21 protein-coding genes and 2 pseudogenes are annotated in these 23,769 nt (G+C 32.4%); 19 read left to right on the forward strand and 4 right to left on the reverse strand.

Annotation, left to right across the window (positions count from 1 at the left end):
• The first annotated feature begins 31 nt into the window (after positions 1 to 31).
• The 6 genes and pseudogenes from ftsH to ACK5ON_RS08495 all read left to right on the forward strand — a co-directional run bounded on the left by ftsH (position 32) and on the right by ACK5ON_RS08495 (position 5,223).
• On the forward strand, positions 32 to 1,954 hold the full coding sequence (ftsH, locus tag ACK5ON_RS08470) for an ATP-dependent zinc metalloprotease FtsH (RefSeq protein ID WP_409821637.1): 1,923 nt from the start codon (positions 32 to 34) through the stop codon (positions 1,952 to 1,954).
• A gap of 115 nt (positions 1,955 to 2,069) precedes the next feature.
• A pseudogene (locus ACK5ON_RS08475) lies at positions 2,070 to 2,675 on the forward strand (lactate utilization protein B/C).
• Between the two features lies 1 nt (position 2,676).
• A complete protein-coding gene (locus ACK5ON_RS08480) occupies positions 2,677 to 3,510 on the forward strand; it encodes a phosphatidate cytidylyltransferase (RefSeq protein ID WP_409821639.1) in 834 nt (277 codons plus the stop codon).
• Positions 3,500 to 4,153: a phosphatidylserine decarboxylase family protein gene (locus tag ACK5ON_RS08485; protein WP_409821641.1), complete on the forward strand. Its 654-nt coding sequence runs from the start codon at positions 3,500 to 3,502 to the stop codon at positions 4,151 to 4,153. The genes ACK5ON_RS08480 and ACK5ON_RS08485 overlap by 11 nt, the downstream gene beginning before the upstream one ends.
• A gap of 11 nt (positions 4,154 to 4,164) precedes the next feature.
• On the forward strand, positions 4,165 to 4,440 hold the full coding sequence (locus ACK5ON_RS08490) for an acyl-CoA-binding protein (protein WP_396173714.1): 276 nt from the start codon (positions 4,165 to 4,167) through the stop codon (positions 4,438 to 4,440).
• Positions 4,441 to 4,443: 3 nt separating this feature from the next.
• Positions 4,444 to 5,223 (forward strand): superoxide dismutase, encoded by a 780-nt coding sequence (locus ACK5ON_RS08495; RefSeq protein ID WP_409821644.1) that lies wholly within the window; start codon positions 4,444 to 4,446, stop codon positions 5,221 to 5,223.
• A 120-nt stretch (positions 5,224 to 5,343) separates the two neighbouring features.
• On the opposite strand, the gene ACK5ON_RS08500 is transcribed toward ACK5ON_RS08495, so the two are convergent.
• Both ACK5ON_RS08500 and ACK5ON_RS08505 read right to left on the reverse strand, forming a co-directional pair.
• Complete coding sequence (locus tag ACK5ON_RS08500; protein WP_409821646.1) at positions 5,344 to 7,383, reverse strand: M13 family metallopeptidase; 2,040 nt, start codon at positions 7,381 to 7,383, stop codon at positions 5,344 to 5,346.
• 126 nt (positions 7,384 to 7,509) lie between these two features.
• Entirely contained in the window at positions 7,510 to 7,710 is a 201-nt protein-coding gene (locus ACK5ON_RS08505) for a hypothetical protein (protein WP_409821648.1), read from the reverse strand.
• A gap of 183 nt (positions 7,711 to 7,893) precedes the next feature.
• Here ACK5ON_RS08505 and ACK5ON_RS08510 point away from each other — a divergent pair, with 183 nt between their 5' ends.
• The 4 genes from ACK5ON_RS08510 (at position 7,894) to ACK5ON_RS08525 (ending at position 11,818) form a co-directional block, all read left to right on the forward strand.
• On the forward strand, positions 7,894 to 9,504 hold the full coding sequence (locus ACK5ON_RS08510; RefSeq protein WP_409821650.1) for a response regulator: 1,611 nt from the start codon (positions 7,894 to 7,896) through the stop codon (positions 9,502 to 9,504).
• A gap of 65 nt (positions 9,505 to 9,569) precedes the next feature.
• The gene (gene tsaE, locus ACK5ON_RS08515) at positions 9,570 to 9,977 is read left to right on the forward strand and encodes a tRNA (adenosine(37)-N6)-threonylcarbamoyltransferase complex ATPase subunit type 1 TsaE (protein ID WP_396173703.1); all 408 of its coding nucleotides are present in this window, start codon (positions 9,570 to 9,572) and stop codon (positions 9,975 to 9,977) included.
• Between the two features lie 199 nt (positions 9,978 to 10,176).
• Positions 10,177 to 11,370: an alanine dehydrogenase gene (locus ACK5ON_RS08520; RefSeq protein ID WP_396173702.1), complete on the forward strand. Its 1,194-nt coding sequence runs from the start codon at positions 10,177 to 10,179 to the stop codon at positions 11,368 to 11,370.
• A 73-nt stretch (positions 11,371 to 11,443) separates the two neighbouring features.
• Positions 11,444 to 11,818: a DUF4258 domain-containing protein gene (locus ACK5ON_RS08525; RefSeq protein WP_396173700.1), complete on the forward strand. Its 375-nt coding sequence runs from the start codon at positions 11,444 to 11,446 to the stop codon at positions 11,816 to 11,818.
• A 68-nt stretch (positions 11,819 to 11,886) separates the two neighbouring features.
• Here the strand turns inward: ACK5ON_RS08525 and secDF are convergent, their stop codons facing one another.
• Complete coding sequence (gene secDF, locus ACK5ON_RS08530; protein WP_409821652.1) at positions 11,887 to 14,859, reverse strand: protein translocase subunit SecDF; 2,973 nt, start codon at positions 14,857 to 14,859, stop codon at positions 11,887 to 11,889.
• Between the two features lie 311 nt (positions 14,860 to 15,170).
• On the opposite strand from secDF, the gene ACK5ON_RS08535 reads away from it, so the two are divergent.
• The 3 genes from ACK5ON_RS08535 (at position 15,171) to ACK5ON_RS08545 (ending at position 16,585) form a co-directional block, all read left to right on the forward strand.
• The gene (locus tag ACK5ON_RS08535; RefSeq protein WP_409821654.1) at positions 15,171 to 15,689 is read left to right on the forward strand and encodes an RCC1 domain-containing protein; all 519 of its coding nucleotides are present in this window, start codon (positions 15,171 to 15,173) and stop codon (positions 15,687 to 15,689) included.
• 192 nt (positions 15,690 to 15,881) lie between these two features.
• Positions 15,882 to 16,334 carry an RCC1 domain-containing protein gene (locus ACK5ON_RS08540; protein ID WP_409821656.1) on the forward strand — a complete coding sequence of 151 codons (453 nt, stop codon included), beginning with the start codon at positions 15,882 to 15,884 and terminating at the stop codon, positions 16,332 to 16,334.
• A 2-nt stretch (positions 16,335 to 16,336) separates the two neighbouring features.
• Entirely contained in the window at positions 16,337 to 16,585 is a 249-nt protein-coding gene (locus ACK5ON_RS08545; RefSeq protein ID WP_409821670.1) for a T9SS type A sorting domain-containing protein, read from the forward strand.
• Positions 16,586 to 17,110: 525 nt separating this feature from the next.
• Here the strand turns inward: ACK5ON_RS08545 and ACK5ON_RS08550 are convergent.
• Positions 17,111 to 18,040 carry a hypothetical protein gene (locus tag ACK5ON_RS08550; protein WP_409821657.1) on the reverse strand — a complete coding sequence of 310 codons (930 nt, stop codon included), beginning with the start codon at positions 18,038 to 18,040 and terminating at the stop codon, positions 17,111 to 17,113.
• 198 nt (positions 18,041 to 18,238) lie between these two features.
• On the opposite strand from ACK5ON_RS08550, the gene ACK5ON_RS08555 reads away from it, so the two are divergent.
• From ACK5ON_RS08555 to ACK5ON_RS08580, 6 genes and pseudogenes are all read left to right on the forward strand, one after another.
• The gene (locus tag ACK5ON_RS08555) at positions 18,239 to 19,207 is read left to right on the forward strand and encodes a sensor histidine kinase (RefSeq protein ID WP_409821659.1); all 969 of its coding nucleotides are present in this window, start codon (positions 18,239 to 18,241) and stop codon (positions 19,205 to 19,207) included.
• A 24-nt stretch (positions 19,208 to 19,231) separates the two neighbouring features.
• Positions 19,232 to 19,912, forward strand: a complete 681-nt coding sequence (locus ACK5ON_RS08560; protein WP_409821662.1) for a LytR/AlgR family response regulator transcription factor — start codon at positions 19,232 to 19,234, stop codon at positions 19,910 to 19,912.
• 6 nt (positions 19,913 to 19,918) lie between these two features.
• Positions 19,919 to 20,098, forward strand: a pseudogene (locus ACK5ON_RS08565) (transposase); the annotation flags it as partial.
• Between the two features lie 163 nt (positions 20,099 to 20,261).
• A complete protein-coding gene (locus ACK5ON_RS08570) occupies positions 20,262 to 22,646 on the forward strand; it encodes a TonB-dependent receptor (protein ID WP_409821663.1) in 2,385 nt (794 codons plus the stop codon).
• Positions 22,647 to 22,742: 96 nt separating this feature from the next.
• Positions 22,743 to 23,165 (forward strand): hypothetical protein, encoded by a 423-nt coding sequence (locus tag ACK5ON_RS08575; protein WP_396174200.1) that lies wholly within the window; start codon positions 22,743 to 22,745, stop codon positions 23,163 to 23,165.
• Between the two features lie 24 nt (positions 23,166 to 23,189).
• Complete coding sequence (locus ACK5ON_RS08580) at positions 23,190 to 23,768, forward strand: Crp/Fnr family transcriptional regulator (RefSeq protein WP_396174198.1); 579 nt, start codon at positions 23,190 to 23,192, stop codon at positions 23,766 to 23,768.
• The last annotated feature ends 1 nt before the right edge of the window (position 23,769 follow it).

Below are 23,769 nucleotides of genomic sequence, written 5' to 3' on the forward strand. Positions count from 1 at the left end.
AATTCCAAACAATTATTAATTAAGTTAAAAAATGGCTAGCGAAAAGAAATCAAATAATTTTAAGTTTAGTCCGTGGTGGATATACGCGGGATTAATTGTGGTGTTTTTTGCACTCAATTTTTTGGGTGGTTCTGGCTTTCAGGAAACTTCCAAAATATCTTCTTCAAAATTCAACGAATACCTTGACAAAGGGCAAATTGAAAAAGTAGTTGTTTACAACAAAACCGAAGGCGAAGCTTTCCTAACTGCTGCTGCTTTAAAAGATAAAGCACATGCAAAAGTTGGAAAAGACATGTTAGGAAATCCTAATAAAGGACCTCACTACTCTTTTGACATTGGAAACGATGAGGTTTTTCAAAACAAAATTGAAAAAGCAAAACAATCTGGAATTTTAAAGGACTATGATTTCAAGGCAAAAAGTAATTGGTCTGATATATTCATAAATCTTTTGCCAATAATAGTAATCATAGGAATTTGGATATTAATTATGCGCAGAATGTCGGGCGGTGCTGGTGGCGCTGGCGGAGGTCAAATCTTTAACATCGGAAAATCAAGAGCCAAACTCTTTGACGAGAAAACAGATTTAAAAACTACTTTCAAAGATGTTGCTGGATTAGAAGGCGCCAAAGAAGAAATTCAAGAAATTGTAGAATTTCTTAGAAACCCAGAAAAATATACTGCATTGGGAGGAAAAATTCCAAAAGGAGCTTTACTTGTTGGTCCTCCAGGAACAGGAAAAACGTTATTAGCCAAAGCCGTTGCCGGTGAAGCTAAAGTACCTTTCTTCTCCTTGTCAGGTTCCGATTTTGTGGAAATGTTTGTAGGTGTTGGAGCTTCTAGGGTTAGAGATTTATTCAAACAAGCCAAAGATAAAGCACCTGCCATTATTTTTATTGATGAAATAGATGCTGTTGGTAGAGCTCGAGGAAAAAATAATTTTTCGGGCGGTAATGATGAGCGTGAAAATACCTTAAACCAGCTATTGACAGAGATGGATGGTTTTGGTACTAATACACATGTAATTGTGTTAGCGGCAACCAATAGAGCCGATGTATTAGACAAAGCTTTGATGCGTGCCGGAAGATTTGACCGTCAAATTTATGTAGACTTACCCGACATTAGAGAGCGCAAAGAAATATTTGAAGTGCATTTACAACCATTGAAAAAAGTAGATGGATTGGATGTTGAATTTTTGGCAAAGCAAACACCAGGTTTCTCAGGTGCTGATATTGCCAATGTATGTAACGAAGCAGCATTGATAGCTGCAAGAAATAATAAATCAGCTGTGGACAAACAAGACTTTCTTGATGCTGTAGATAGAATTGTTGGAGGACTTGAAAAGAAAAACAAAATTGTAACTACCGACGAAAAAAGAGCTATTGCTGTTCACGAAGCTGGTCACGCTACAGTAAGTTGGATGCTTGAACACGCCGCGCCATTGATAAAAGTTACAATAGTTCCTAGAGGTCAAAGTCTAGGTGCTGCTTGGTATCTTCCAGAAGAGCGATTAATTGTTCGTCCAGAACAAATGCTTGATGAAATGTGTGCCACAATGGGTGGTCGTGCTGCAGAGAAAGTGATGTTCAATAAAATTTCTACAGGAGCATTAAGTGATTTGGAAAAGGTAACCAAACAAGCACGTGCTATGGTTACTATTTATGGCTTGAATGACAAGCTCGGAAACATAACCTATTATGATTCTTCGGGACAAAGTGAATATAATTTTTCCAAACCATATTCTGAAGAAACCGCTCTGGTTATTGATAAAGAAATTTCAAATCTTATAGAAACTGAATACCAAAGAGCTATTAAAATACTAGAAAATAACAAAGATAAGCTAGAACAATTAGCCAATATTCTCATCGAAAAAGAAGTAATTTTCAAGGATGATTTGCAAACTATTTTTGGCAAAAGACCTTTTGAAATTCCTGCTGAGGAAACTGATATCGTATAAAATAATAGGTTTTTTAACATTTTTTTAAAATCTTAATTCAAAACATGCATTTGAATTAAGATTTTTTTATCTTTGAAGGATTTCAATTTTCACATTAGATTATATAAATTTAAGCATGAGTCTTTTCAGAAAAATTTTTGGCACAGGTAATGATGCCTCTGACGAAGAAAGTCAAAGCGAATTCAGCAATATTCCATCTAGCTTTTCATTACTGCCGGTAGATGAAAAGTTTACTTATAATTTCAAGAAAAATGGAGGTAAGTTTTTATATTGTGAAAACTTGAGCGAGGTTAAAGACCATTTTGAACACATATTAGAAGAGAATGATTGGTTTGAAAGCGAAGCCCTTTGTTATGAACCAAAGCTTTTCAGTATGTTGGATGAAAACAAACTCAATTACGACAAACCAACAAATCCCAAGTTTTTATTCGCCAGTTGCGAAAATCTTTTAGCAGATGAAGGTTCGGTACTTTTTTCATCCAATCAAATCAAACAAAATAAACCAAACGATCTTCCCACGAATATTATAATTTTAGCCACTACAAGTCAAATTCTTGAAACAAAGAGCGATTGACTCAGAGTTATTAAAAAGAAATATGACAAAGATTATCCAACCAACATTACTACCATAAAATATTTCGAAAAAGCAAAAGACGAAAACTTCCTTCAATATGGAAGTACTGCAAAGAACTTATACCTCTTGCTTCTTGAAGATTTATAGTATGAACACTACTATAACAAGAGCTATCTCTGGAGCTGTATATGTACTGTTATTAATTTTTGCAACATTATTTTCGCCTTATAGTTTCTTATTACTTTTTGGGATTTTATTACTTTTTTCAGTAGTAGAATTTTGTAAATTGGTCTCCTTAAAACCTTTACTCCCTCTAGCTATCGCAACCATAGCTTTTATTCTTTTTAACATTAATAGTACAATAAAAACGAATGACGTCTTATTACTAATTGCCGCTTTATTAGTTTCTATAAAAGCACTTTTATTTCTGTTTGAAAAACAAAATAAATTTTTGGATACAACTTCAAAATATGTTTTTCTTATTGGCTACCTCATCATTCCAATAATCATTTTTACAAAAATTCCTTTTTTGAATGCTGATGATCAATTTATTAATATACACGCTAACCTTTATAACCCAAAAAACATCATTAGTATATTAATAATTATATGGATGAACGATACCTTTGCCTACCTATCGGGAATTACTCTAGGCAAACACAAACTATTTGAAAGTGTCTCTCCTAAAAAAACGATAGAAGGTTTTATTGGTGGAATAGTATTCTCCTGTGTTGCTGGAATTTTACTTGCTAAATTTTATATGGAAGAACCTATTATTTATTGGATAATAATTGCACTAATCGTGGGTTTTTTTGGAACACTAGGTGATTTAATAGAGTCTAAATTTAAGAGAGTAGCTGGCGTAAAAGACAGTGGCAATATTATGCCTGGACATGGCGGTTTTCTAGATCGACTAGATAGTATTATATTTGTAGCACCATTTATTTATTTATTTTATCAAATTTTATATTATGTTTCATAAAGAAGGCGGCAAAATTATATTAATATCGACATCCTTGACGGTATTTATTTTCCTTTTTTCTCATAAATTTCTTCCCGATATGATTTGGTTGGAAAAAGGAATTCAAGTTGTAACTTTGATACTCCTAGTTTTGGTTTTACAGTTTTTTAGAAATCCAAAAAGAACTGTTGCTATCAATGACAAGCATATTATAGCTCCTGTTGATGGTAAAGTAGTAGTAATTGAAGAAGTTTTTGAAGAAGAATATTTCAAAGACAAACGCATGCAAGTTTCTATTTTCATGTCGCCATTAAATGTTCATGTTACCCGATATGCGGCTAATGGCAAAATAACATTCAGTAAATACCATCCTGGAAAATACCTTGTAGCTTGGCATCCAAAAGCAAGTACCGAAAATGAAAGAACAACTGTGGTAATTAAAACCGCTGAGTTTGGAGAAATTTTATACCGACAAATTGCTGGAGCGCTTGCGCGCAGAATTGTAAATTATGCCGAAGAAGGAATGCAAGTGGTTCAAGGTGAAGATGCTGGTTTCATTAAATTTGGTTCAAGAGTAGATCTGTTTTTACCGTTAGGAACCAAAATTAATGTAAATTTGAATGATACCGCCGTTGGTGGAAAAACCATAGTTGCTTCAAAATAATATCAATTACAATGCCTGAAAAAGATTTAGAAATTCGTTTTCAAGAAGCAGTTGAAAAAGCTCTAGAAATCCCGCAATCATCTCTGCCACAAGATGAACAGCTACGTTTATATGCCTATTATAAGCAAGCGACATCTGGTACTGTTGACTATAATAACTCTTCCAATTTTGACTTAAGAAATGCTTTCAAAACGAATGCTTGGATGCAGATTAGTCATCTTAGTGTTGAAGAAGCAAAAGAATTGTATATCGAAGCCATAAACTCCATCGGAAAAGACAAAAAATAAAGTATGAAAAGGATTTTTTTATTGTTTCTCTGCATTACGTTTATTGTTATATTTCCTTCTTGCAAAAGAAAAAAACTAACCGAAGTTGTCGAAGTTCCACTGCCTTCTGTCGAGGAAAAAGTAACTATAGGACATCCTGATGATGTTAGTGCAGATGAAGGACAATTTGCTTTGCTGGCATTACCTTATGAATATAATGCACTTTCCCCAAGTATAGACATACTGACTATGAATGTACATTATTCTAAACACTACTTAACTTATACCAATAATTTGAATAAATTGGTAGATGCCGACCCAAATAGTGTTGATTTGGACATTGAAGATATTCTGAAAAAATTAGAACTCAATAATGCCGATTTGCGAAACAATGCTGGCGGGTATTATAATCATACCTTATTTTTTGAAAGCTTAGCACCAAAAGCTGGTGGACAACCCAAAGATACTTTAGCTACAACTATCAATAGAGATTTTGGTTCTTTTGAAGTTTTTAAAAATCAATTTGCAGATGCAGCCGAAAAACAATTTGGTTCAGGTTGGGCTTGGTTAATTGTTGACAAAACAGGAAAGTTAGTGGTAACGAGTACTCCTAATCAAGATAATCCATTGATGCCAAAACAAATCATAACGGGAACACCTATTTTGTGTTTGGATGTTTGGGAACACGCCTATTATTTGGATTATCAATACAAGCGGAAAAAATACATCGAAGCTTTCTTTAAAGTTATTAACTGGAAAAAAGTTTCTGAACGGTTTGAAGAAGCGATAGCGAAAAAAAAGTAAAATATTAAAATCCCAAATTCCAATTAAACTTAACTATTCAAATTTTTAATTTGATATTGAAATTGATTTGGAATTTGGGATTTGGGATTTGGGATTTGGATTTTTTTTATTGGGATTTTATTACCAAATAACTACCCTTTCACTATCGGACCTTCTCATTTTACTTCCTGGTTTAATATCAAATGCTTTATAAAAATCAGGATTATTTTCTAAAGGACCATTAATTCTATATTTTGCTGGAGAGTGAACATCCGTTAATAGTTGTTGCGCTAATGACTCGGGTTTAATATTCACCATCCAAGCATAGCCATAAGCTAAAAAGAAGCGTTGCTCAGGAGTTAAACCACTAATTTTTTCTTTGTTTTTATATTGAGGCGATTTTTTAAAAGCTTCAAATCCCATTACCACTCCACCCAAATCGGCAATATTTTCTCCTTGAGTAGCATCGCCATTTACAAATTTTCCTGGTAAAGCTTCATATTTAGCAAACTGCTCAACTATTAATTTAGTTTTTGCTTTAAATTTTTTCAAATCTTCTTCAGTCCACCAGTTATTTAAATTCCCTTTTTCATCATATTGGCTTCCTTGATCATCAAATCCCTGAGTGATTTCGTGACCAAAAGTTGAACCGCCAATAATTCCATACAATACGGCATCATCGGGCATTCTTCCTTCAAATCCGGGTACTAAAATATTACAAGCTGGCACACAGATTTCATTATTACTTGGATTGTAATAGGCATTATAGGTTTGAGGATACATCCCCCATTCGGTTCTATCCACTGGTTTTCCATATTTTGAAATCATATCATTGATTGCCCATTTATTTGTCGCTTTTATATTCTCTAAAAAAGAATTTCTGTTTATAGTAATACTACTGAGGTCTTTCCATTTATCAGGATAACCCACTTTCATTTCTATTTTGCTTAATTTGAAGAGTGCTTTCTTTTTAGTCTCTTCACTCATCCAATCCAACTTTTTAATACGCTCTGCATACACCGTTCTGATATTATTACCAATTTCGAGTAGTTTTTCTTTGGAACCTTTTGGCAGGTACTCTTTCACATAAACTTGACCTATTAATTCCCCCAAAGAGCCATCGGTTTGTTCCACAATTCTTTTCCAACGTGGTTTTTGCTCTTTAACACCACTCATAACGGTAGAGAAAAAATAGAAATTTTGTTTTTCAAAAGCTGCATTCAAATAGGAAGCATAGGAATTAACCAAATCCCATTCCAAATACGTTTTCCAATCTTCGATGGAATAGCTTTTAACCATTTGATTTAATGCTTTATAAAATTCGGGTTGACCCACAATTAAGGTATCAACGTTTTTAATTCCTATAGATGCAGTCATTGATTTCCAATCCACATTTGGTGTTACTTTATTTAAATCACCAACACTCATTTTGTTGTAATTCTTTATTGGATCACGTAATACCTCTAGTTTTCGAGAGTTTTTAGCCAACTCCGTTTCCATTTTCATAATCGAAATAGCATTCTTTTTTGCTACTTCCTGGGTATTACCCATCAATTCAGCTATGGCTTGAAGATGCTTCACATATTCATTTCTAATGTTTACTGTTTCCTTATCGGTATTGAAATAATAATCGCGATTGCCCATTCCTAATCCGCCTTGACCAAGAAATACCGCATATTTTGCACTGTTTTTATCATCTTGATCTACATAAAATGAAAAGCCAGGATTTGTGCCAATAGAATGTAAATAACCTATCGTAGCAAGTAAAGAAGGAATGTCTTTAATAGACTTTATCTTATTCAAATCTTCTTTTAATGGAGATAATCCTAATTTTTCAATAGTTAATGTATCCATTCCAGAGGCATAAAAATCGCCTATTTTCTGTTCGTTACTTCCTTTCACCGCATCAGTCATTGCTGCTGATTTTTCACAAATTTGTTTGATTTGGGAATTGATAGTATCGCCTATTGTTCTAAAAATACCATTACTCCTTTCGCTAGCTGGAATGGGATTTCTTTTAAACCAACCGCCATTGGCATACATAAAAAAATCATCACTTGGATTGACTGTTGTATCTCGATTTGTAATTAATGGGTCTTGAAAATCAGCTTCTTTTTGGTTACAACTTGAAAGTGAAAGCGCTATCGTTACTATTAGGAAAGAAAGTTTATATATTCTCATATTTATAATTGGTTTCATATTTAAAATTCAAATTAGTTGTAAAAATAATGATATTGTTGCTTGAAAAAAAATAAACAAAAAAAGCATCTCAAATTTGAGACGCTTTCCATATTAAAAAAGGAATACTTACGCTTTTTTATCTTCCATTTTTTTGGCAGAGCAACACCCTGCTTTTTTCTCGGAGCTGCATTCTTTTTTCTCTTCTGTTGAAGTAGACTTTTCTGTTTTTGCTTTTTTCTTACTTTTCTTTGGGTCTGTTGTATTGGCATTGGCATTTAAAGCAAACAATAAAGCTACAGCTGCGAAGGTTGAAACTAATTTTTTCATTTTATATCATTTTAAATATTAATATTCTGTTCATAATCAATACCAAAGTTAAATTTTATTTTTTGTAAAAAAGGCACATTTTAACATTAATTTGATTCTTTGCTAAAAATAATATTTTTTTTATAATAATTTTAATAATACTACGTTTTATATATAGTAATTTGCACTATATAATTTAAGACTATGGATTCTATAAAAATTCTTTGGGTGGATGATGAAATTGATTTGCTAAAACCACACATTATGTTTTTAGAAAAGAAAAATTATAATGTAACAACCTATAATAATGGTCGTGATGCCATTGATGCCTTCGAAGATGGAAATTTTGATATAGTTTTCTTGGATGAGAATATGCCTGGAATGAGCGGTTTGGAAACACTCCAAGAAATGAAAGAAAAAAAATCTTCAACTCCTGTAATTATGATTACCAAAAGCGAAGAAGAATATATCATGGAAGAAGCGATTGGCTCGAAGATTGCCGATTATTTGATAAAACCCGTAAATCCCAATCAGATATTATTGAGTTTAAAGAAAAATTTGGACCATTCAAGATTAATTTCTGAGAAAACCACTTTGGATTACCAAAAAGAATTTCGAAAAATTGCTATGGAAATGGCTATGGTGAAAACGTATGAAGATTGGGTAGAGTTGTATAAAAAACTATTGTTTTGGGAATTAGAATTGGAAAATATCAACGACCAAAGTATGTTTGAAATTCTTGAAAGTCAGAAGGTGGAAGCCAATGTTCAGTTTGGAAAATTTATAGAGCGCAACTATGAAGATTGGTTTGCTACGCCTGTTCGCCAAGGCTCGAGTGCGCCAAAAGTTGACACCCGAGGTAAAGCCGAACTGAGCGAAGCTAAACCAATACAATCGCACACCTTATTTAGAGAACTTGTGGTTCCTGAATTGGTAAAGAAAGAAAAGCCAATTTTGTTTGTTGTAATTGATAATCTGCGCTATGATCAATGGAAAGCGATGGAAAGTACAGTGGCAAATTATTATAAACTTGAAAAAGAAGTTCCTTATTTTGCTAGTTTACCAACAGCAACTCAGTATGCAAGGAATTCTATTTTCTCAGGTTTAACGCCATTGGAAATGGAAAAACAATTCCCCCAATATTGGAAAAATGATGTGGAAGAAGGTGGAAAAAATCTTTATGAAGCCGAATTTTTAACGGCACATTTAAAACGATTGGGACTAAACATCAAACAAGAATATTTTAAAATTACTAACTTAACCAACGGTAAAAAACTAGCCGAAAATTTTAAAGGACTTAAAGACAATGACTTGGTTACCGTAGTATATAATTTTGTAGATATGCTTTCTCATGCCAAAACCGAAATGGATGTGGTTAAAGAATTGGCTTCCGATGATAAGGCCTATCGCTCGTTAACCTTGAGTTGGTTTAAAAATTCTCCCCTTTTGGAAATCATTCAACAAGGACAAAAATTAGGTTTTAAACTCATAATCACTACCGACCACGGAACCATAAATGTAAAAAATCCATCAAAAGTAATTGGCGATAAAAACACCAGTTTAAATCTACGCTACAAAACCGGTAGAAGTTTGACCTATGAAGACAAAGAAGTTTATGCTGTGAAAGATCCTAAAAAAATTGGTTTACCAGTCATCAATATGAGCAGTTCTTATATTTTTGCAAAGAATGATTATTTTTTGGCCTATGTCAACAATTACAATCATTATGTGAGTTATTACAGAAATACCTATCAACACGGCGGAATTTCAATGGAGGAAATGATTGTTCCTTTTTTAGTTTTTAACCCTAAGTAAGTTAATAGTTTGTGGTTTGTTGTTGTTTTAACTATAAACCATAAACCATAAACCATAAACATACCATGGAAATCATATTTTCAATTGACGAAATACAAGAAGTGGCTAATAAAATTATTGTAGAAAACCCAAATAAAGTGATACTTTTTCATGGAAAAATGGGCGTTGGAAAAACTACATTAATTAAAGCTCTGGCAAAAGAACTTGGTGTAAAAGATGCTACAAGTAGTCCTACATTTTCATTAGTAAATGAATACCAAATTGATAGAAATCAATATGTGTATCATTTTGATGTCTATCGTTTAAAAAATGAAACCGAAGCAATGGATATGGGCATTGATGAGTATTTATATTCTGGAAATTGGTGCTTTATTGAATGGGCTGAAAAAATTCCAAATCTAATTCCGGAGAAACATTCCACTATAAATTTATCACAAGCAGTTGATGGTAAAAGGCACTTAAGTCTGACTTAACTACATCAATAGCAACGACTATCAAAGTATCAATTAGACGACAGATATATTTTATTTTTGAATTTTCAAATTGATTTTTGCAATTGATATTGATATTGATTTTTGTAATTGTTATTGATATTGATTTTTGTAATTGATATTGATATTGATTTTGCAATTGATTTTTTTTGTAATTTGTGCCTTAATTCAATTGAGTATTATGGCATTAACTCCTTTCACAAAGCAACAACTTTTACCTCAAGAGGAAAAACTAGAAGTATATCGTCATAAAAGTGAACTTTTCATTGGTATTCCAAAAGAGACTTCCTACCAAGAAAGACGTATTTGCTTAACACCCGATGCGGTTAATTCGCTTACTTCGCATGGACACAAAATAATGATTGAAGCTGGAGCAGGATTGAGTTCAAGCTATACTGACAAAGAATTTAGCGATGCTGGAGCAACCATAACAAATGATACCAAAAAAGTCATGACTTGCCCCATACTTTTAAAGGTTGAGCCATTAACCATGGAAGAAATTGAACTAATTAATCAAAATACTATTGTCATTTCCGCCATTCAACTCAAGACAAGAAAAAAAGAATATTTCGAGGCACTTTCAAAGAAAAAAATCACAGCATTGGCCTTTGAATACATCAAAGATGAAGACGGTTCGTATCCTGCAGTGAAATCTTTAAGCGAAATTGCTGGAACAGCATCGGTACTTATTGCAGCTGAATTAATGATTAACAACCAATTTGGAAATGGATTACTATTAGGCAATATTACTGGAGTTCCACCAACAGATGTGGTCATTCTTGGTGCAGGAACTGTGGGTGAATTTGCTGCCAAAACGGCTCTTGGACTTGGAGCAAGCGTCAAAGTTTTTGACAATTCAATTACAAAATTACGTCGGCTTCAAAATAATTTAAACCAAAGAATATTTACTTCAACCATTCAACCCAAATCCTTATTAAAAGCATTACGTCGGTGCGATGTTGCCATTGGAGCTATGCGAGGTAAAGATCGCTGTCCAGTTATTGTTACAGAAACTATGGTGGAACACATGAAAAAAGGAGCCGTTATTGTTGATGTCAGTATAGATACTGGTGGTTGTTTTGAAACTTCTGAAATAACCACTCACGAGTCACCAACATTCATTAAAAATAATGTTGTTCATTATTGCGTTCCTAATATTCCTTCTCGATATTCTAAAACAGCATCACTTTCTATCAGCAATATTATTACACCTTACTTACTGCAAATTGCTGAAGATGGCGGATTAGAAAGTGCTATCCGTTGCAATAAAGGATTGAAAAATGGTGTTTACTTATATCATGGAATTCTAACCAACAAAGCTATAGGTGATTGGTTCAACTTACCCGATAACGATATAAACTTAATCGTATTTTAAAATAAATCTATTTTAAAATTTATTGAACATCTAACATTGATTACTTTTGCAAAAAATTAATCATTATTTTCAAATGAAATTATACCAACGTTTTGCCTACTATTTAGTGGGTTTAGTAATCGGACTCTTTTTTGTCGCCATGGTTTTGAGCGGAAAAGATACACGGTGCAATTATTTCCCCAATGCAAGAGTTTTAAATGACCTCCGAAACAAGCCATTTAATTACGACTCTATCGCCTCTTTACAAATGAGTAAACAATGGGTTGACACATCCGATATTAAAAATATTTTAACTCATGGCGATGTTGATTTTGACAAAAGCAACAAACCATTTGAAGGAGGAAAACTGTATACGATTGAGGGTAAGAACAAAAAGAATGAAGAAATTATATTAGAAGTTATTAATTATTCTGATAAAGCCGTTTTAAAAAATATCATCAAAAAATAATAAAATCTTCTCAATAAAAAAAGGGTTGTCTATTTCAGACAACCCTTTTTTGTTTTTTTAACTACTACTTAGTTACCATGTCTTTTTTCAATATCATCAATAGCAACTTTATTCATAGTATCTACTAACACTGGTGTAGCAATAAATAATGAAGAGTATGTTCCCACTATAATTCCAATCAACATAGCGAAAATAAATCCTCTGATTGACTCTCCACCAAAAATAAACATGATTAACAACACTAAAATCATCGTCAATGAAGTATTCAAAGTTCTGGATAAAGTAGAATTAATAGAGGCATTCACCACATCTTTAAAGTGCCCTTTTCTGTCTCCAGCTAAATATTCTCTAATTCTGTCAAATACAATAACGGTATCATTCATAGAGTATCCAATAACCGTTAAGATAGCTGCAATAAAATGTTGGTCCATTTCCATGTGGAAAGGCATAAATTTGTAACAAAGAGAATAAACACCCAATACAAATATTACGTCATGCACAACAGCTGCAATTGCTCCAAGTGAATATTGCCATTTGCGGAAAGAAATCACTAAGTATAATCCAACAACAAGCATAGCACCTAAAACTGCCCAAAACGAATTAGTTTTAATATCGGCAGAAATAGCTGCACCTACTTTAGAAGCTTGCAATACACCGACTTGTTTTCCGTCATAGGTATTGATGAATTTATCATACGTTAAACCAGCACCATAATACTTTTTCAAAGCATTGAACAGCTTCTCGTTTACTTCTTTATCAACATCAACGCCATCTTCTTTGATTTTGTATTTTGTGGTAATTTTTAATTGGTCAGCATCTCCAAAAACTTTTGCTTCTACACCTGTTCCAAATGCAGAAGATAACTCTTCAGAAACTTGACTAGATTCCACTGGTTTTTCAAATTTCACTTGGAAAGTTCTTCCCCCTACGAAATCTACCCCTTCATCCAATCCATTAAAATAGAAAGAAATACAACTTACAACAACTACCAAAGAAGAAAATAAATAAGACCATTTTTTTATTCCGATGAAATCAAAGTGGAAACCAGTAAACCAATTCTTCGTTAATGGAGTTGTGAAAGTTAAACTTCTATTTTTAGCAATATCTCTATCAATAAATATTCTTGCAATGAAAATTGAAGTAAATAACGACGTGAAAATACCAATTAATAAGGTAGTTGCAAATCCTTGAATTGGACCTGTTCCGAATATGAATAAAATCGCTCCAGTCAATACGTGAGTAACGTTGGCATCAATTATAGAACGCATCGCACCTTTCCAGCCATAAGATGCTTTAACAGCATCGGGTAAGGTTTTTCCATCACGCAATTCTTCTTTTGCCCTTTCATAAATAATGATGTTTGCATCAACTGCCGTACCTAAAGTTAATACGATACCAGCAATACCAGGTAACGTTAATACAGCACCCAAACTGGCTAAAATCCCAAATAAGAAAAGTAAGTTTACTAATAAGGCAATGTTGGCATACCAACCAGCTCTACCATAATAGAATACCATCCACAAACACACCAAAAGGAAACCTACGATAGATGAAGTGGTACCGGCATCAATAGCTTTTTGACCTAGTGATGGTCCAACCACTTCTGATTGAACAATTTCGGCAGCAGCAGGTAATTTACCAGCTCTTAATACGTTGGCTAAATCTTTTGTTTCTGTTACATCAAAGTTTCCAGAAATTTCAGATCTTCCACCAGCAATTGGTCCAGAAGTAACACCAGGTGCCGAATACACTACATCATCTAATGCAATAGCAATAAAACTTTTTTGCGAAAATGCTCTTCCTGTTAATTCTTCCCATGTTCTAGCACCAGCTCCATTCATTTGCATTGAAACTGCTGGTTTACCCATTTGGTCAAAAGTATCTCTTGCATCAACAATAACACCACCACTCAATGGAGCAATACCATCTCTATTTCCTTTTAAGGCATATAAATCAACCGTTTCTGTTTCTTTTTTAGTTTTTTCGTCAACGGTAACAGTCCCTTTACCCCAAACAAATTTTGCATAACGCTTGTCTGCTGGCAATAAAGCACGAATTTCTTGTCTCTTTAAATACCCATTGATTGTAGCAGTATCTTTGGATAAAGCAATTAACAAAACTGGACCACCACCTTGAGAAACAAATTTGTCAAACAAAGGATTGTTTCCTTTCTTAGCAGCAGTAGTATCTTTATCCTTGTCGGTTAATAATTTACTGATAGAATCTGCTGGTTTAGTTTCAACAACTTTCTCATCTTTTTTAACTGTTGCCTTCAAAGCTTCGTTGGCTGAACCTAAAAAGCCCATTAACTCTTCTGCCTTATAGGTTTCCCAAAACTCTAATTCCGCTTTGCTTGATACTAATTTTTTAATACGATCGACATCTTTGGCACCAGGTAATTCAATTAATATTCTACCCGTTTGACCTAGTTTTGCAATATTAGGTTGTGTTACACCAAATTTATCGATACGACTTCTCAACACTCCAAAGGCAGATTCAACTGACTCATCAACTTTCTTAGCCAAGACTTTTTTCACTTGAGCATCAGTCATGTTGAAATCAATTTCTCCTTGAAGATTTCTATTGGCAAAAATATCAGGAGAAGCTAATTTTACTGTTCCTTTTGAATTGTTATCAAACGCTTCATAAAAGGCATCTAGGTAAGATTGATTCCCTTTTTGGTTGGTTTTTGCATCTTCTAACGCTTTATTGAAAATAGGATTTTTAGAGTTGTTTGACAAACCTTTCAATACATCTTTTACCGATATTTGAAGAATAACGTTAATTCCTCCTTCAAGGTCAAGACCTTTATTGATTTGTTTGTCTTTTACTTCATTATAAGTAAAATCGGTAAAACCTAAACTGAATACTTTTTCTTTTCCTATAGAGTCAAGATATTTAATTTCTTTATCAGGATTATTCCCTGCAAAAGATTTGGCATCATTTTTTACCTTATTGGCCACAAATGTGAATGAAAGTTGGTAGATACTTACCAATGCAAATAGTATTGCGAAAAATTTAACGAGTCCCTTATTCTGCATTATTACTAAAAATTAATTAATTCTATGGTTTACTATTATAGGTTTTAAAAGCAAAAAACGCTTAAAATTCAAGGGGTTATATTACAATCCTTTGTATTTACAAGGTTTCGGCTTTTTTTGAAACGTGCAAATATAGAAATAAATATCTTTCTTAGATATTTAATAATTAACAAAAAAGATAATTATTGTTTATTATGTCTTTTTTTATTTATTTTTGTATTGTTCGTTCGAAATTAAAATCAATGAATGTATCCGATAGTTACACAAGGAAATACTAAAGAAGTAGTAAAAATAATTAAGCGATAACTACGATGAAACTCGATAAGAAAAACTTCAGAACTAAATACCTGTATTACTTATTTACACTTATTTTATTCAATTGTAGTACTCTTTTCGCTCAGTGCTGGTTGCAAATAGCTTCTGCTTCCTATAACCAAGGTTTTTATAGTGCTGGCATTCAAGTAGATGGTACCCTATGGTGCTGGGGACAAAATAATTTTGGACAACTAGGCGATGGCACCACTACCGATAAACTGGTGCCAACCCAAGTAGGAACTGATACCGATTGGGCTATGGTAGCGCTGGGTATTAACTCTACCTATGCTATTAAACAAAACGGAACACTTTGGGCTTGGGGTAGTAATAGCGATGGTCAACTGGGTGATGGCACAAACACAGGGCGTTTACTACCAGCACAAGTATTGCCAGGCACAACTTGGCTACGAATTTCTGCAGGCGAACAATTTATGATTGCTCAAAAAAGCGATGGTACCCTTTGGTCGTGTGGTAATGATGATTTAGATCAATTAGGAAGAGGTACTTTACCGTGAGATACAAGAATATTTCTCCAAATCAGCTCAGCTACCGATTGGTCAGCAATAAAATGCCAGTTAGCCCACACCCTTTTAGAAAAACCCAATCAAACGGTTTGGGGTTTTGGGCATGGAGGTTTTGGCAAACTAGCTACAGGTACTAACGGGGGATATTCTGTTCCTAGCCAACTACTCCCTGGCACTGGCTGGGTGCAAGCCACACCTGGTTCACAAAGTTCTTTTTTTAAAAATTCTAACGGCACCATTTGGGGCTGTGGTCAAAACGGTACTGGCAATCTCGGTATTGGTAACAATACACTGGGTATTTATACACTAACTCAAATAGGCACTGCTACCGACTGGCGCAGTGTAGAACCCAGCTCAGTGCATACCATGGCATTAAAAAACAATGGCTCGCTTTGGGCTGCTGGTTACAACACCTCAGGGCAAGTGGGTATCGGCACGCTTACCAACACCAATGTTTTTGTGCAAGTGGGTACTGCCACCAACTGGGCAAAAGTGCGGTGTGGACGCCAGCATACCCTAGCCCTAGACAACAATGGTACGTTGTGGGCATGGGGTTTTAATAGTTCTGGGCAACTGGGTGATGGCACCACGGTAAACAAGAGCGTACCCACCCAAATAGGAACGTGTGCACTTTGAGTGTGAACGAGGTTGAGAAAAAAGTGATGCAGTTGTTAACTAATCCTGTAGACAACCAAGTGCAACTGTCGTTTGCCTATGATGGTGTAAAACAAGTTACAATCTATAACACTCAAGGTCAGGCAGTACGCACCCAAACCGTGAGCCAAGATTTTACAAGTTTTGACGTATCGGGGTTTGCGGCTGGGGTATATTTTATACAATGTATTTCGGATATGGGCAATCAAACGGTGAAGATGGTGAAAAAATAAACTATTAAAAATAGTATTTTTTATTGGTTTTGTCTGGTCCTGAAATAGGTTTACACTAAAGTATAAAAATATGAAAAGATACTCAAAAACATCTTCATCATAGTGACAATCTAGATATTCAGAATAATTGAAACATTTTTTGTTTCTAATATTAGTGGACAAATTGTTTTCCAATACTAGCGGAGAAACTTTCCTCCAATATTGGTGGAGAAAAAAAAATGCCTTACGATTATTTAGTTTTTCAATACTGTTGGAGAAGAAAAAGATGCACGGTTTTGGTTTTGACTTAATTCAGTCCACTTTTTGCTGACGATTTACAGCTCAATGAGAGGAAATAGAAAATGATTAATATATTTGTTCCCTTTGTGAATGTTCTTATGACTGACAGCTAACTAGTGTATTTGCTATATTAGATTTTTTCAAATCTAAATTACTTTTATGTCAAGTTACCATTCAATTGACTTTTTATCTAACAAAATCTTTTAATTATTTGTTACCTTGTTTTATATCAATACTCTCTAAAGCTTAATCTATCATATATTGAGGTAATGGTTTAATATTTAAATAGTTGTATGTGTACATTAAATTATAAATTTTCCATGTTTTATTTGTTTTTACCAATTGCCAAGATTCTGTACCCCAATTAGTAGTTGTAGATTCCATTACAAACTTATAGTCAAAAACAACCGTAGCTAGCTTATCGTCTGTGAATATGTTAATATTATAAAACTTTTCTTCTAATCCAATATCTTTGAGTTGCGGATCATTTAATAGCTCATAAGCACCACTCTGTTCTATTTCTTTTACCTTAGGATCTAATTTTTTCCCATACTCAAAAGACTTGTCATGTGCAACAGAAATCCATAGTACTTTTTTATTGTAAAAAAGATTTGTTAAAGCAACAGAGTCTTTATTTTTAATGGCACTCTTAAATTCATTTATTAAATTTTGTATCTCATTTTTAGATTCTGATATTTCAATGTCATTAGACTCAATATTGGTATTTGCTTTAGATTCAGTGGCTTTGATTTTTTCAAAAGTAATATTTTTTCCAAATTCGGTAGTGATCGTAAAGGATGAAGTAGAAAAAATTTCTATTTTATATTTTGTTGTTCGGATAGATATTAATGACAATTCTTTTTGATCAGATGAAATTTGCCAAGTTCCTTTTTGAACTCCTTGTGGTGTAATTATGCTTAACGAAAAATCTTCGTTAAATTGATATCGAATTTCAGGGATAAAATTTTTAACAAGCAGTTCTTTTTGGCTTTCAAATTGACTAGCCGATGCTTTATCTAACTTTTTATAATTTTCTAATATGTCAGTGAAATAAGATTCTGTTGATTTTTCTGATATTTTCCATTGTCCTAAAACATTTTTTGAAAAATTGTTTTTTTGTGCACTTAGAACATTTATAACTAAGAATGCAATTAGTAATAGTGTTTTTGTTTTCATAAATAAAAAGATTAAATTTTTATAAATCAAAAATATAGTTATATAAAAATTAAACTAAAAAAACTATTCCAGATGACTAATAAATGATGAAAAAATGTCTAAAAAAACATAAATCCTATGTAATGAGTTAAATATAATTTAATTTTGATTTGTCTTTAGTAAAATGTACATTTTTTAAACATTTTAGAAAATTTAAAAATGAGGAACGCTAAAACTACTATATTTCACAGAGGATTATTGCTTCACTTTCTTTTTTGGCTTTCAGTGCTAGCTTTATTAATATATCCTAGTTTAATTGTTGATCAGCCTTTGCCTAATGACTATTACAGAAATACATTTAGTTTATTTACTTCCTTGTGTATTTCGGTATATACTAACCGATATTTATTGTTGCCTTTTTATAAAAGGAAAAAATATATTTTGTATTTGATACTAATGCTTTTGGTTATAACTGCCATTAGTTATGTTGAAAGTATTTTGTGTGAAAACTTTATTAATAGTTTTATTTTCAATCTCTTATTTGTTTTAATTACTTCTTTTTTACATTTTTATAGAAAAACTTATTTAGAAAATATTCACTTAAAAGAACTGCAAGATAGTGTTGAGTTAAAGCTTTTAAAGGAACACCTGAATCCACATTTTTTTTTTAATACCCTTAATATCTTATACAATGCTTCTATAACCAATTCATCTAAATTACCGGATCTTATTGTTAGTCTTGGTACAATGATGCGATATATTTTTAAAAGCATTGAAAAAGAAAAAGTACTTGTTATTGAAGAACTAAATTTTATAGATGTCTATTTGAATTTTGAAAAGATTAGATTTTCAGATCATATCAAAATTACTTACAATAAAGATATACAAGTACAAAATCAATACATACCGCCTATGCTTTTAATGCCATTTATAGAAAATGCTTTTAAGCATGGTGGACCTATTGGTAATAAAAAATTAGAAATAAATATCACTATTATAGTTAATAAATCATTTCTTATTTTCGAAATTAAAAACACAAATAGTATCACTAAAACCCAGAACTTACTATCATCGGTTAGAGGAATAGCAAATACAAAAAAAAGACTTGAGATATTAATTCCTAATCATCAACTTAGAATAGATTCAACAAAAGACTATTATTGTGTTTATTTAAAAATTCCTTTTTGATGATTAAAACCAAAATAACTGCTTATGGCATTTAAATGTATTGTAGTGGACGACGAAAAGCCCTCCAGAGAAATATTAAAAAAATTTATCACTAGCCTTCCAAATCTTCAATTAGTTGCTGAGTGTAATACTGCAATGCAGGTTATCGAGTTTACTTCACTGGAGTCTGTAGATATTATTTTTTTGGATATTGAAATGCCTGGTATGAGTGGTGTAGAGTTTTTAAAAATTATGCAAAATAAACCCGCCGTTGTATTTACAACGGCATTCGAAAAATATGCTATTACGGGCTTTGATTTAGGAGTAGTAGATTATCTTTTAAAACCTTTTTATTTTGAAAGATTTATTATTTCAGTTCAAAAATGTTTTTTTTATTTAAAATCAGACCAATTTGTTAAAACAAATACAGATCAATTCAAAGATATTCATTTAAAAGTAGATAAAGACATAAAGCGTTTTGATATCGATTCTATATATTACTTTAAATCCTTTGGAAATTATACTAGGGTATTCTTGCAAAATCGGCAAATTTTATGTTCAGAAACTCTTTCAGAAATTGAAAAAAAGGTAAAAGACAATAATTTTATAAGGGTTCATCGATCATATTTAGTATCAAAATCTAAAATTACTAAAACTTTACATAATGCTGTTTGTCTTGAAAATTATTCAGTTCCCTTAGGAAACAAGTATAAGTTAAATTTGTAATATACTTTGTTTAATATGAGCGATAAAATATTACTTCGAAAACGCTCTGTTATTGAAACAGTTTACGATGAATTATAAAATATTTGCCAAGTAGAACACTCTAGACATCGTTCTGTTGGAAATTTTCTAACGAATTTAATTGCTGGAGTTATTGCTTATCATTTTTTACCAAAGAAACCATCTTTAAGATATCAAACCATCAAAACCAATCAGTTAGCCATTTTTTTATTAATCGAGTTCAGGTTTATAGTGATTTCACTTTTTAATTCTTTTATAGTTTTATTGACTTTGGTCAATTTTAATTAAAACTTGTTAAAATAGTTTTGTCAAAAATTAAAAAACAGGAAAAATGAAAAAACTATTTATTTTATTCTCATCTCTATTTAGTTTGATTTCTTTTGCACAAACAGGAGTAATTAGAGGAACTATTACAGATAAGCAGTCAGAAAAAAGTATTGCAGGTGCAACTATTGAACTACTAAGTGAACCAAGTAAGGGCAGTACAACAGACGAGAAAGGAAATTTTGAATTATCAAATGTTCCTTTGGGCAGGCAAACCATTAGAGTAAGCTTTCTAGGTTATGAAAGTTCAACTGTTCCTGACATTGATGTCACAACGGGAAAAGATGTTATTATTTCAGTTTCTTTAGTAGAAAAATTCAATACGTTAGAAGAGGTTGTTATTGTAAGTGATGGTAACAATAAAGCAAAGTCAATCAATAAATTAGCCGCAGTATCTGTTCGACAATTTTCTCCCGAAGAAGTTAACAGATATGCTGGCGGAAGAAGTGACGTAGCACGATTGGCTTCAAACTTTGCTGGTGTTTCTACGGCTGATGATAGTAGAAACGATATTGTAGTTCGCGGAAATTCACCCACTGGTTTATTATGGCGATTAGAAGGAATTCCTATTCCAAGTCCTAATCATTTTGCCACATTGGGAACAACAGGAAGTCCAGTTTCGGCATTAAATCCCAATTTATTAGCCAACTCTGACTTTATTACCTCTGCTTTTCCAGCCGAATATGGTAATGCTATTGGTGGTGTTTTTGATTTAGGTTTACGAAAAGGAAACAATAAAGAATACGAATACACTGTTGGTATTGCTGCATTTCCAGGTGCCGAATTTATGGCAGAAGGTCCTATGGGTAAAAAAGGAGGTTCGTTTTTAGTGGCTGGTCGCTATGGAATTGTTGGTGTATTAGGCTTGGCTGGAACGGCAGCACAACCTAATTATAATGACATATCATTTAATGTTGATTTTGGAAAAGGAAAATTGGGTAATTTTTCGGTTTTTGGGATTTTAGGAAATTCTAACATTGATTTAATTGGTGACGATGTAGAATTATCGAGCGATGATTTATTTGCTACTCGCGATGAAGATGCCTTTGTAACCTCAAATTTTGGTGTTGTTGGCGTAAAGCACACTGTTGATATAGGTTCAAAATCGTATCTGAAAACGGTATTCAGTGCTTCTACATCGGGCAACACTTATGAAGAAGATCGTTATTTTAATTTAGATACTCCAACAGAGTTTAAACTTCGATTTACAGAAGTAGATAATACCGAAAATAGAATAACGTTTTCTACACTTTTCAACTCTAAAATATCTAAGAAAATAACATTTAGAAGTGGTTTGTTATTTGAAAATTTCTCATTAGAAAACAAATTGACCGATAGAGATAGACAAGATGATAATGATGGCGATGGTCAACCCGATTTCGTGAATCTAATTGATAATGATGGTTCTTTCTCAATCATTCAACCCTATGCTATGGGTCAGTTTAGATTGACCGAAAAATTAACGTTTAATGCTGGTTTACACGGGCAATATTTTTCTTTAAATGAAGAATTTGTTTTTGAACCAAGAACCTCTTTGACCTATGCTATCAATACTAAAAGCTCTATAAATATAGGATACGGTTTACATCATCAAAACGTAGCTGCACCGTTATTATTTTTAAATGAAAACATTAACGGAAATCTAGTTCAAAGTAATAAAAACTTAGATATGACAAGAAGTGCTCATTATGTTTTAGGATATGATTTGCGTTTTGCCGACAAATGGAGAGCTAAAGTTGAAGTTTACTACCAAGCAATTGATAAAGCAGCAGTAGAAAAAACACCATCAAGTTATTCTTCTTTGACCGAAGGTGCCGATTTTGGATTTTCGATAGATAAAAACTCATTAGTAAGTACTGGTACAGGTTTTAATCAAGGTGTGGAATTTACTTTGGAAAAATTCTTTAGCAAAGGATATAATTTACTTTTTACTACTTCACTATTCGAAAGTAAATATACTGGAAGCGATGGAATAGAGAGAGACTCCCCATTCAATAATGGCTACGTAATCAATGCTTTGGCAGGAAAGGAATTCAAAATTGGAAAAGCCAAAAAGAATATTTTTAGTATCAATACCAAATTTACTACTGCTGGTGGAAGATATTATACTCCTGTGGATTTAGCAGCATCACAAGCAGCTGGCTACGAGATTAGAGATGAAGCAAATGCCTTCAGCGCGCAATATGATCCTTATTTACGATTGGATTTGAAATTTGGCTTTAAATTCAATAGTAAAAAGAAAAAGAGTTCGCACCAATTCTATGTTGATTTACAAAATATCACAAACAACAGCAATGTATTCTCGAGAGATTTTAACAGAGTAACACAGCAAGTAAATCAAATTGACCAAATTGGATTTCAACCAGACTTTGGTTATAAATTTCAATTTTAAGTATTGTTAGTTTCATATTTGTTTTGTTTGATTTAGAGTTTGTAAGCACCTAAATGCGATGCAAACTCTAAATTTTTTATTGCTAAAGAATTTATTATGCTACATAGTTTAGAACAATTTACCAAAAAGTATGTTGAGTTTAATGCTACTGAATTATTTACATTGGCTAGTTTATTTAAACCCATATTATTTAATGAAAATGATTTTGTTATCAAAAAAAGTCAACATATATCAAATATATATTTTTTAGATAATGGCGTATTAAAATCATACATTGAAAACAATAATAGAATGTATCATGTTAAATTTTATTTTAGTCCTATCTTCTTTTCTGATTTAAATGCTGTAATTTACAGAAAAGAAACAACAAGAAATTTTGTAACAGTAAAAAAATCTAATGTATTTATCGCTAATTTTGAAGACATTATAAAACTAAATGAAAAATCAGAAAAACACAAACGTTTTTTTAAAATGATTTTTGAAGATGATTACTTGTTCAATTCAAATTTTATTATGTAACGAAGTACTTAAATTAAAATAAAAATGACTGATAATTTAAGATTTTTCTTGTCCAGATTTGCTAATTTAAGTGAGGAAGAAATAGAAGCTTTTGTTGCTATTTTTACTCCTTTCAGTGTTAAAAAATTAGACCATCTTTTTTTAGAAAATGACTTGGTGTCTCATATCTATTTTATAAATGATGGAATCATGAGAGGATATTACAATAAAGAAAACGCTGAAATAACAACCGAGTTTTACTTTGGTCCTACCATATTGACTGATTTGTTAGCCGTGAGAAGTAATACACCTACCCAAATAAATGTTCAGGCATTAAAACACTCCACTTGCATGGTGGCAAAATTTTCTGACCTCGACAATTTAACTGATAAATATCCAATCATAGAGACAGTCTTTTTTAAATTTTTAGAACATATATATCTTTTTGGTGTAACGCGACAACATTCTTTCATTTTTGATACACCTCAAGAAAGATACATAAAACTTTTTGGTGAACGTCCAAAAGTAATTGCAGAAATACCACAACGATATGTTTCTTCTTATTTAGGTATTAAACCCGAAACATTAAGCAGAATTAAAAATCGAATTTTTAAAGACTTGTAAA

This window comes from Flavobacterium sp. (assembly GCF_046317795.1).
Lineage (GTDB): Bacteria > Bacteroidota > Bacteroidia > Flavobacteriales > Flavobacteriaceae > Flavobacterium.

What these genes read in the sequence shown, in the direction of transcription:
- ACK5ON_RS08580 (WP_396174198.1), top strand. Translation starts at nt 23,190, where the DNA reads ATGACTGATAATTTAAGATTTTTCTTGTCCAGATTTGCTAATTTAAGT.
- ACK5ON_RS08490 (WP_396173714.1), top strand. Translation starts at nt 4,165, where the DNA reads ATGCCTGAAAAAGATTTAGAAATTCGTTTTCAAGAAGCAGTTGAAAAA.
- ACK5ON_RS08505 (WP_409821648.1), bottom strand. Translation starts at nt 7,710, where the DNA reads ATGAAAAAATTAGTTTCAACCTTCGCAGCTGTAGCTTTATTGTTTGCT.
- ACK5ON_RS08480 (WP_409821639.1), top strand. Translation starts at nt 2,677, where the DNA reads ATGAACACTACTATAACAAGAGCTATCTCTGGAGCTGTATATGTACTG.
- ACK5ON_RS08485 (WP_409821641.1), top strand. Translation starts at nt 3,500, where the DNA reads ATGTTTCATAAAGAAGGCGGCAAAATTATATTAATATCGACATCCTTG.
- ACK5ON_RS08570 (WP_409821663.1), top strand. Translation starts at nt 20,262, where the DNA reads ATGAAAAAACTATTTATTTTATTCTCATCTCTATTTAGTTTGATTTCT.
- ACK5ON_RS08500 (WP_409821646.1), bottom strand. Translation starts at nt 7,383, where the DNA reads ATGAGAATATATAAACTTTCTTTCCTAATAGTAACGATAGCGCTTTCA.
- ACK5ON_RS08555 (WP_409821659.1), top strand. Translation starts at nt 18,239, where the DNA reads ATGAGGAACGCTAAAACTACTATATTTCACAGAGGATTATTGCTTCAC.
- ACK5ON_RS08575 (WP_396174200.1), top strand. Translation starts at nt 22,743, where the DNA reads ATGCTACATAGTTTAGAACAATTTACCAAAAAGTATGTTGAGTTTAAT.
- ACK5ON_RS08560 (WP_409821662.1), top strand. Translation starts at nt 19,232, where the DNA reads ATGGCATTTAAATGTATTGTAGTGGACGACGAAAAGCCCTCCAGAGAA.
- ACK5ON_RS08520 (WP_396173702.1), top strand. Translation starts at nt 10,177, where the DNA reads ATGGCATTAACTCCTTTCACAAAGCAACAACTTTTACCTCAAGAGGAA.
- ACK5ON_RS08535 (WP_409821654.1), top strand. Translation starts at nt 15,171, where the DNA reads ATGAAACTCGATAAGAAAAACTTCAGAACTAAATACCTGTATTACTTA.
- ftsH (WP_409821637.1), top strand. Translation starts at nt 32, where the DNA reads ATGGCTAGCGAAAAGAAATCAAATAATTTTAAGTTTAGTCCGTGGTGG.
- ACK5ON_RS08510 (WP_409821650.1), top strand. Translation starts at nt 7,894, where the DNA reads ATGGATTCTATAAAAATTCTTTGGGTGGATGATGAAATTGATTTGCTA.
- ACK5ON_RS08525 (WP_396173700.1), top strand. Translation starts at nt 11,444, where the DNA reads ATGAAATTATACCAACGTTTTGCCTACTATTTAGTGGGTTTAGTAATC.
- ACK5ON_RS08495 (WP_409821644.1), top strand. Translation starts at nt 4,444, where the DNA reads ATGAAAAGGATTTTTTTATTGTTTCTCTGCATTACGTTTATTGTTATA.
- tsaE (WP_396173703.1), top strand. Translation starts at nt 9,570, where the DNA reads ATGGAAATCATATTTTCAATTGACGAAATACAAGAAGTGGCTAATAAA.
- secDF (WP_409821652.1), bottom strand. Translation starts at nt 14,859, where the DNA reads ATGCAGAATAAGGGACTCGTTAAATTTTTCGCAATACTATTTGCATTG.
- ACK5ON_RS08550 (WP_409821657.1), bottom strand. Translation starts at nt 18,040, where the DNA reads ATGAAAACAAAAACACTATTACTAATTGCATTCTTAGTTATAAATGTT.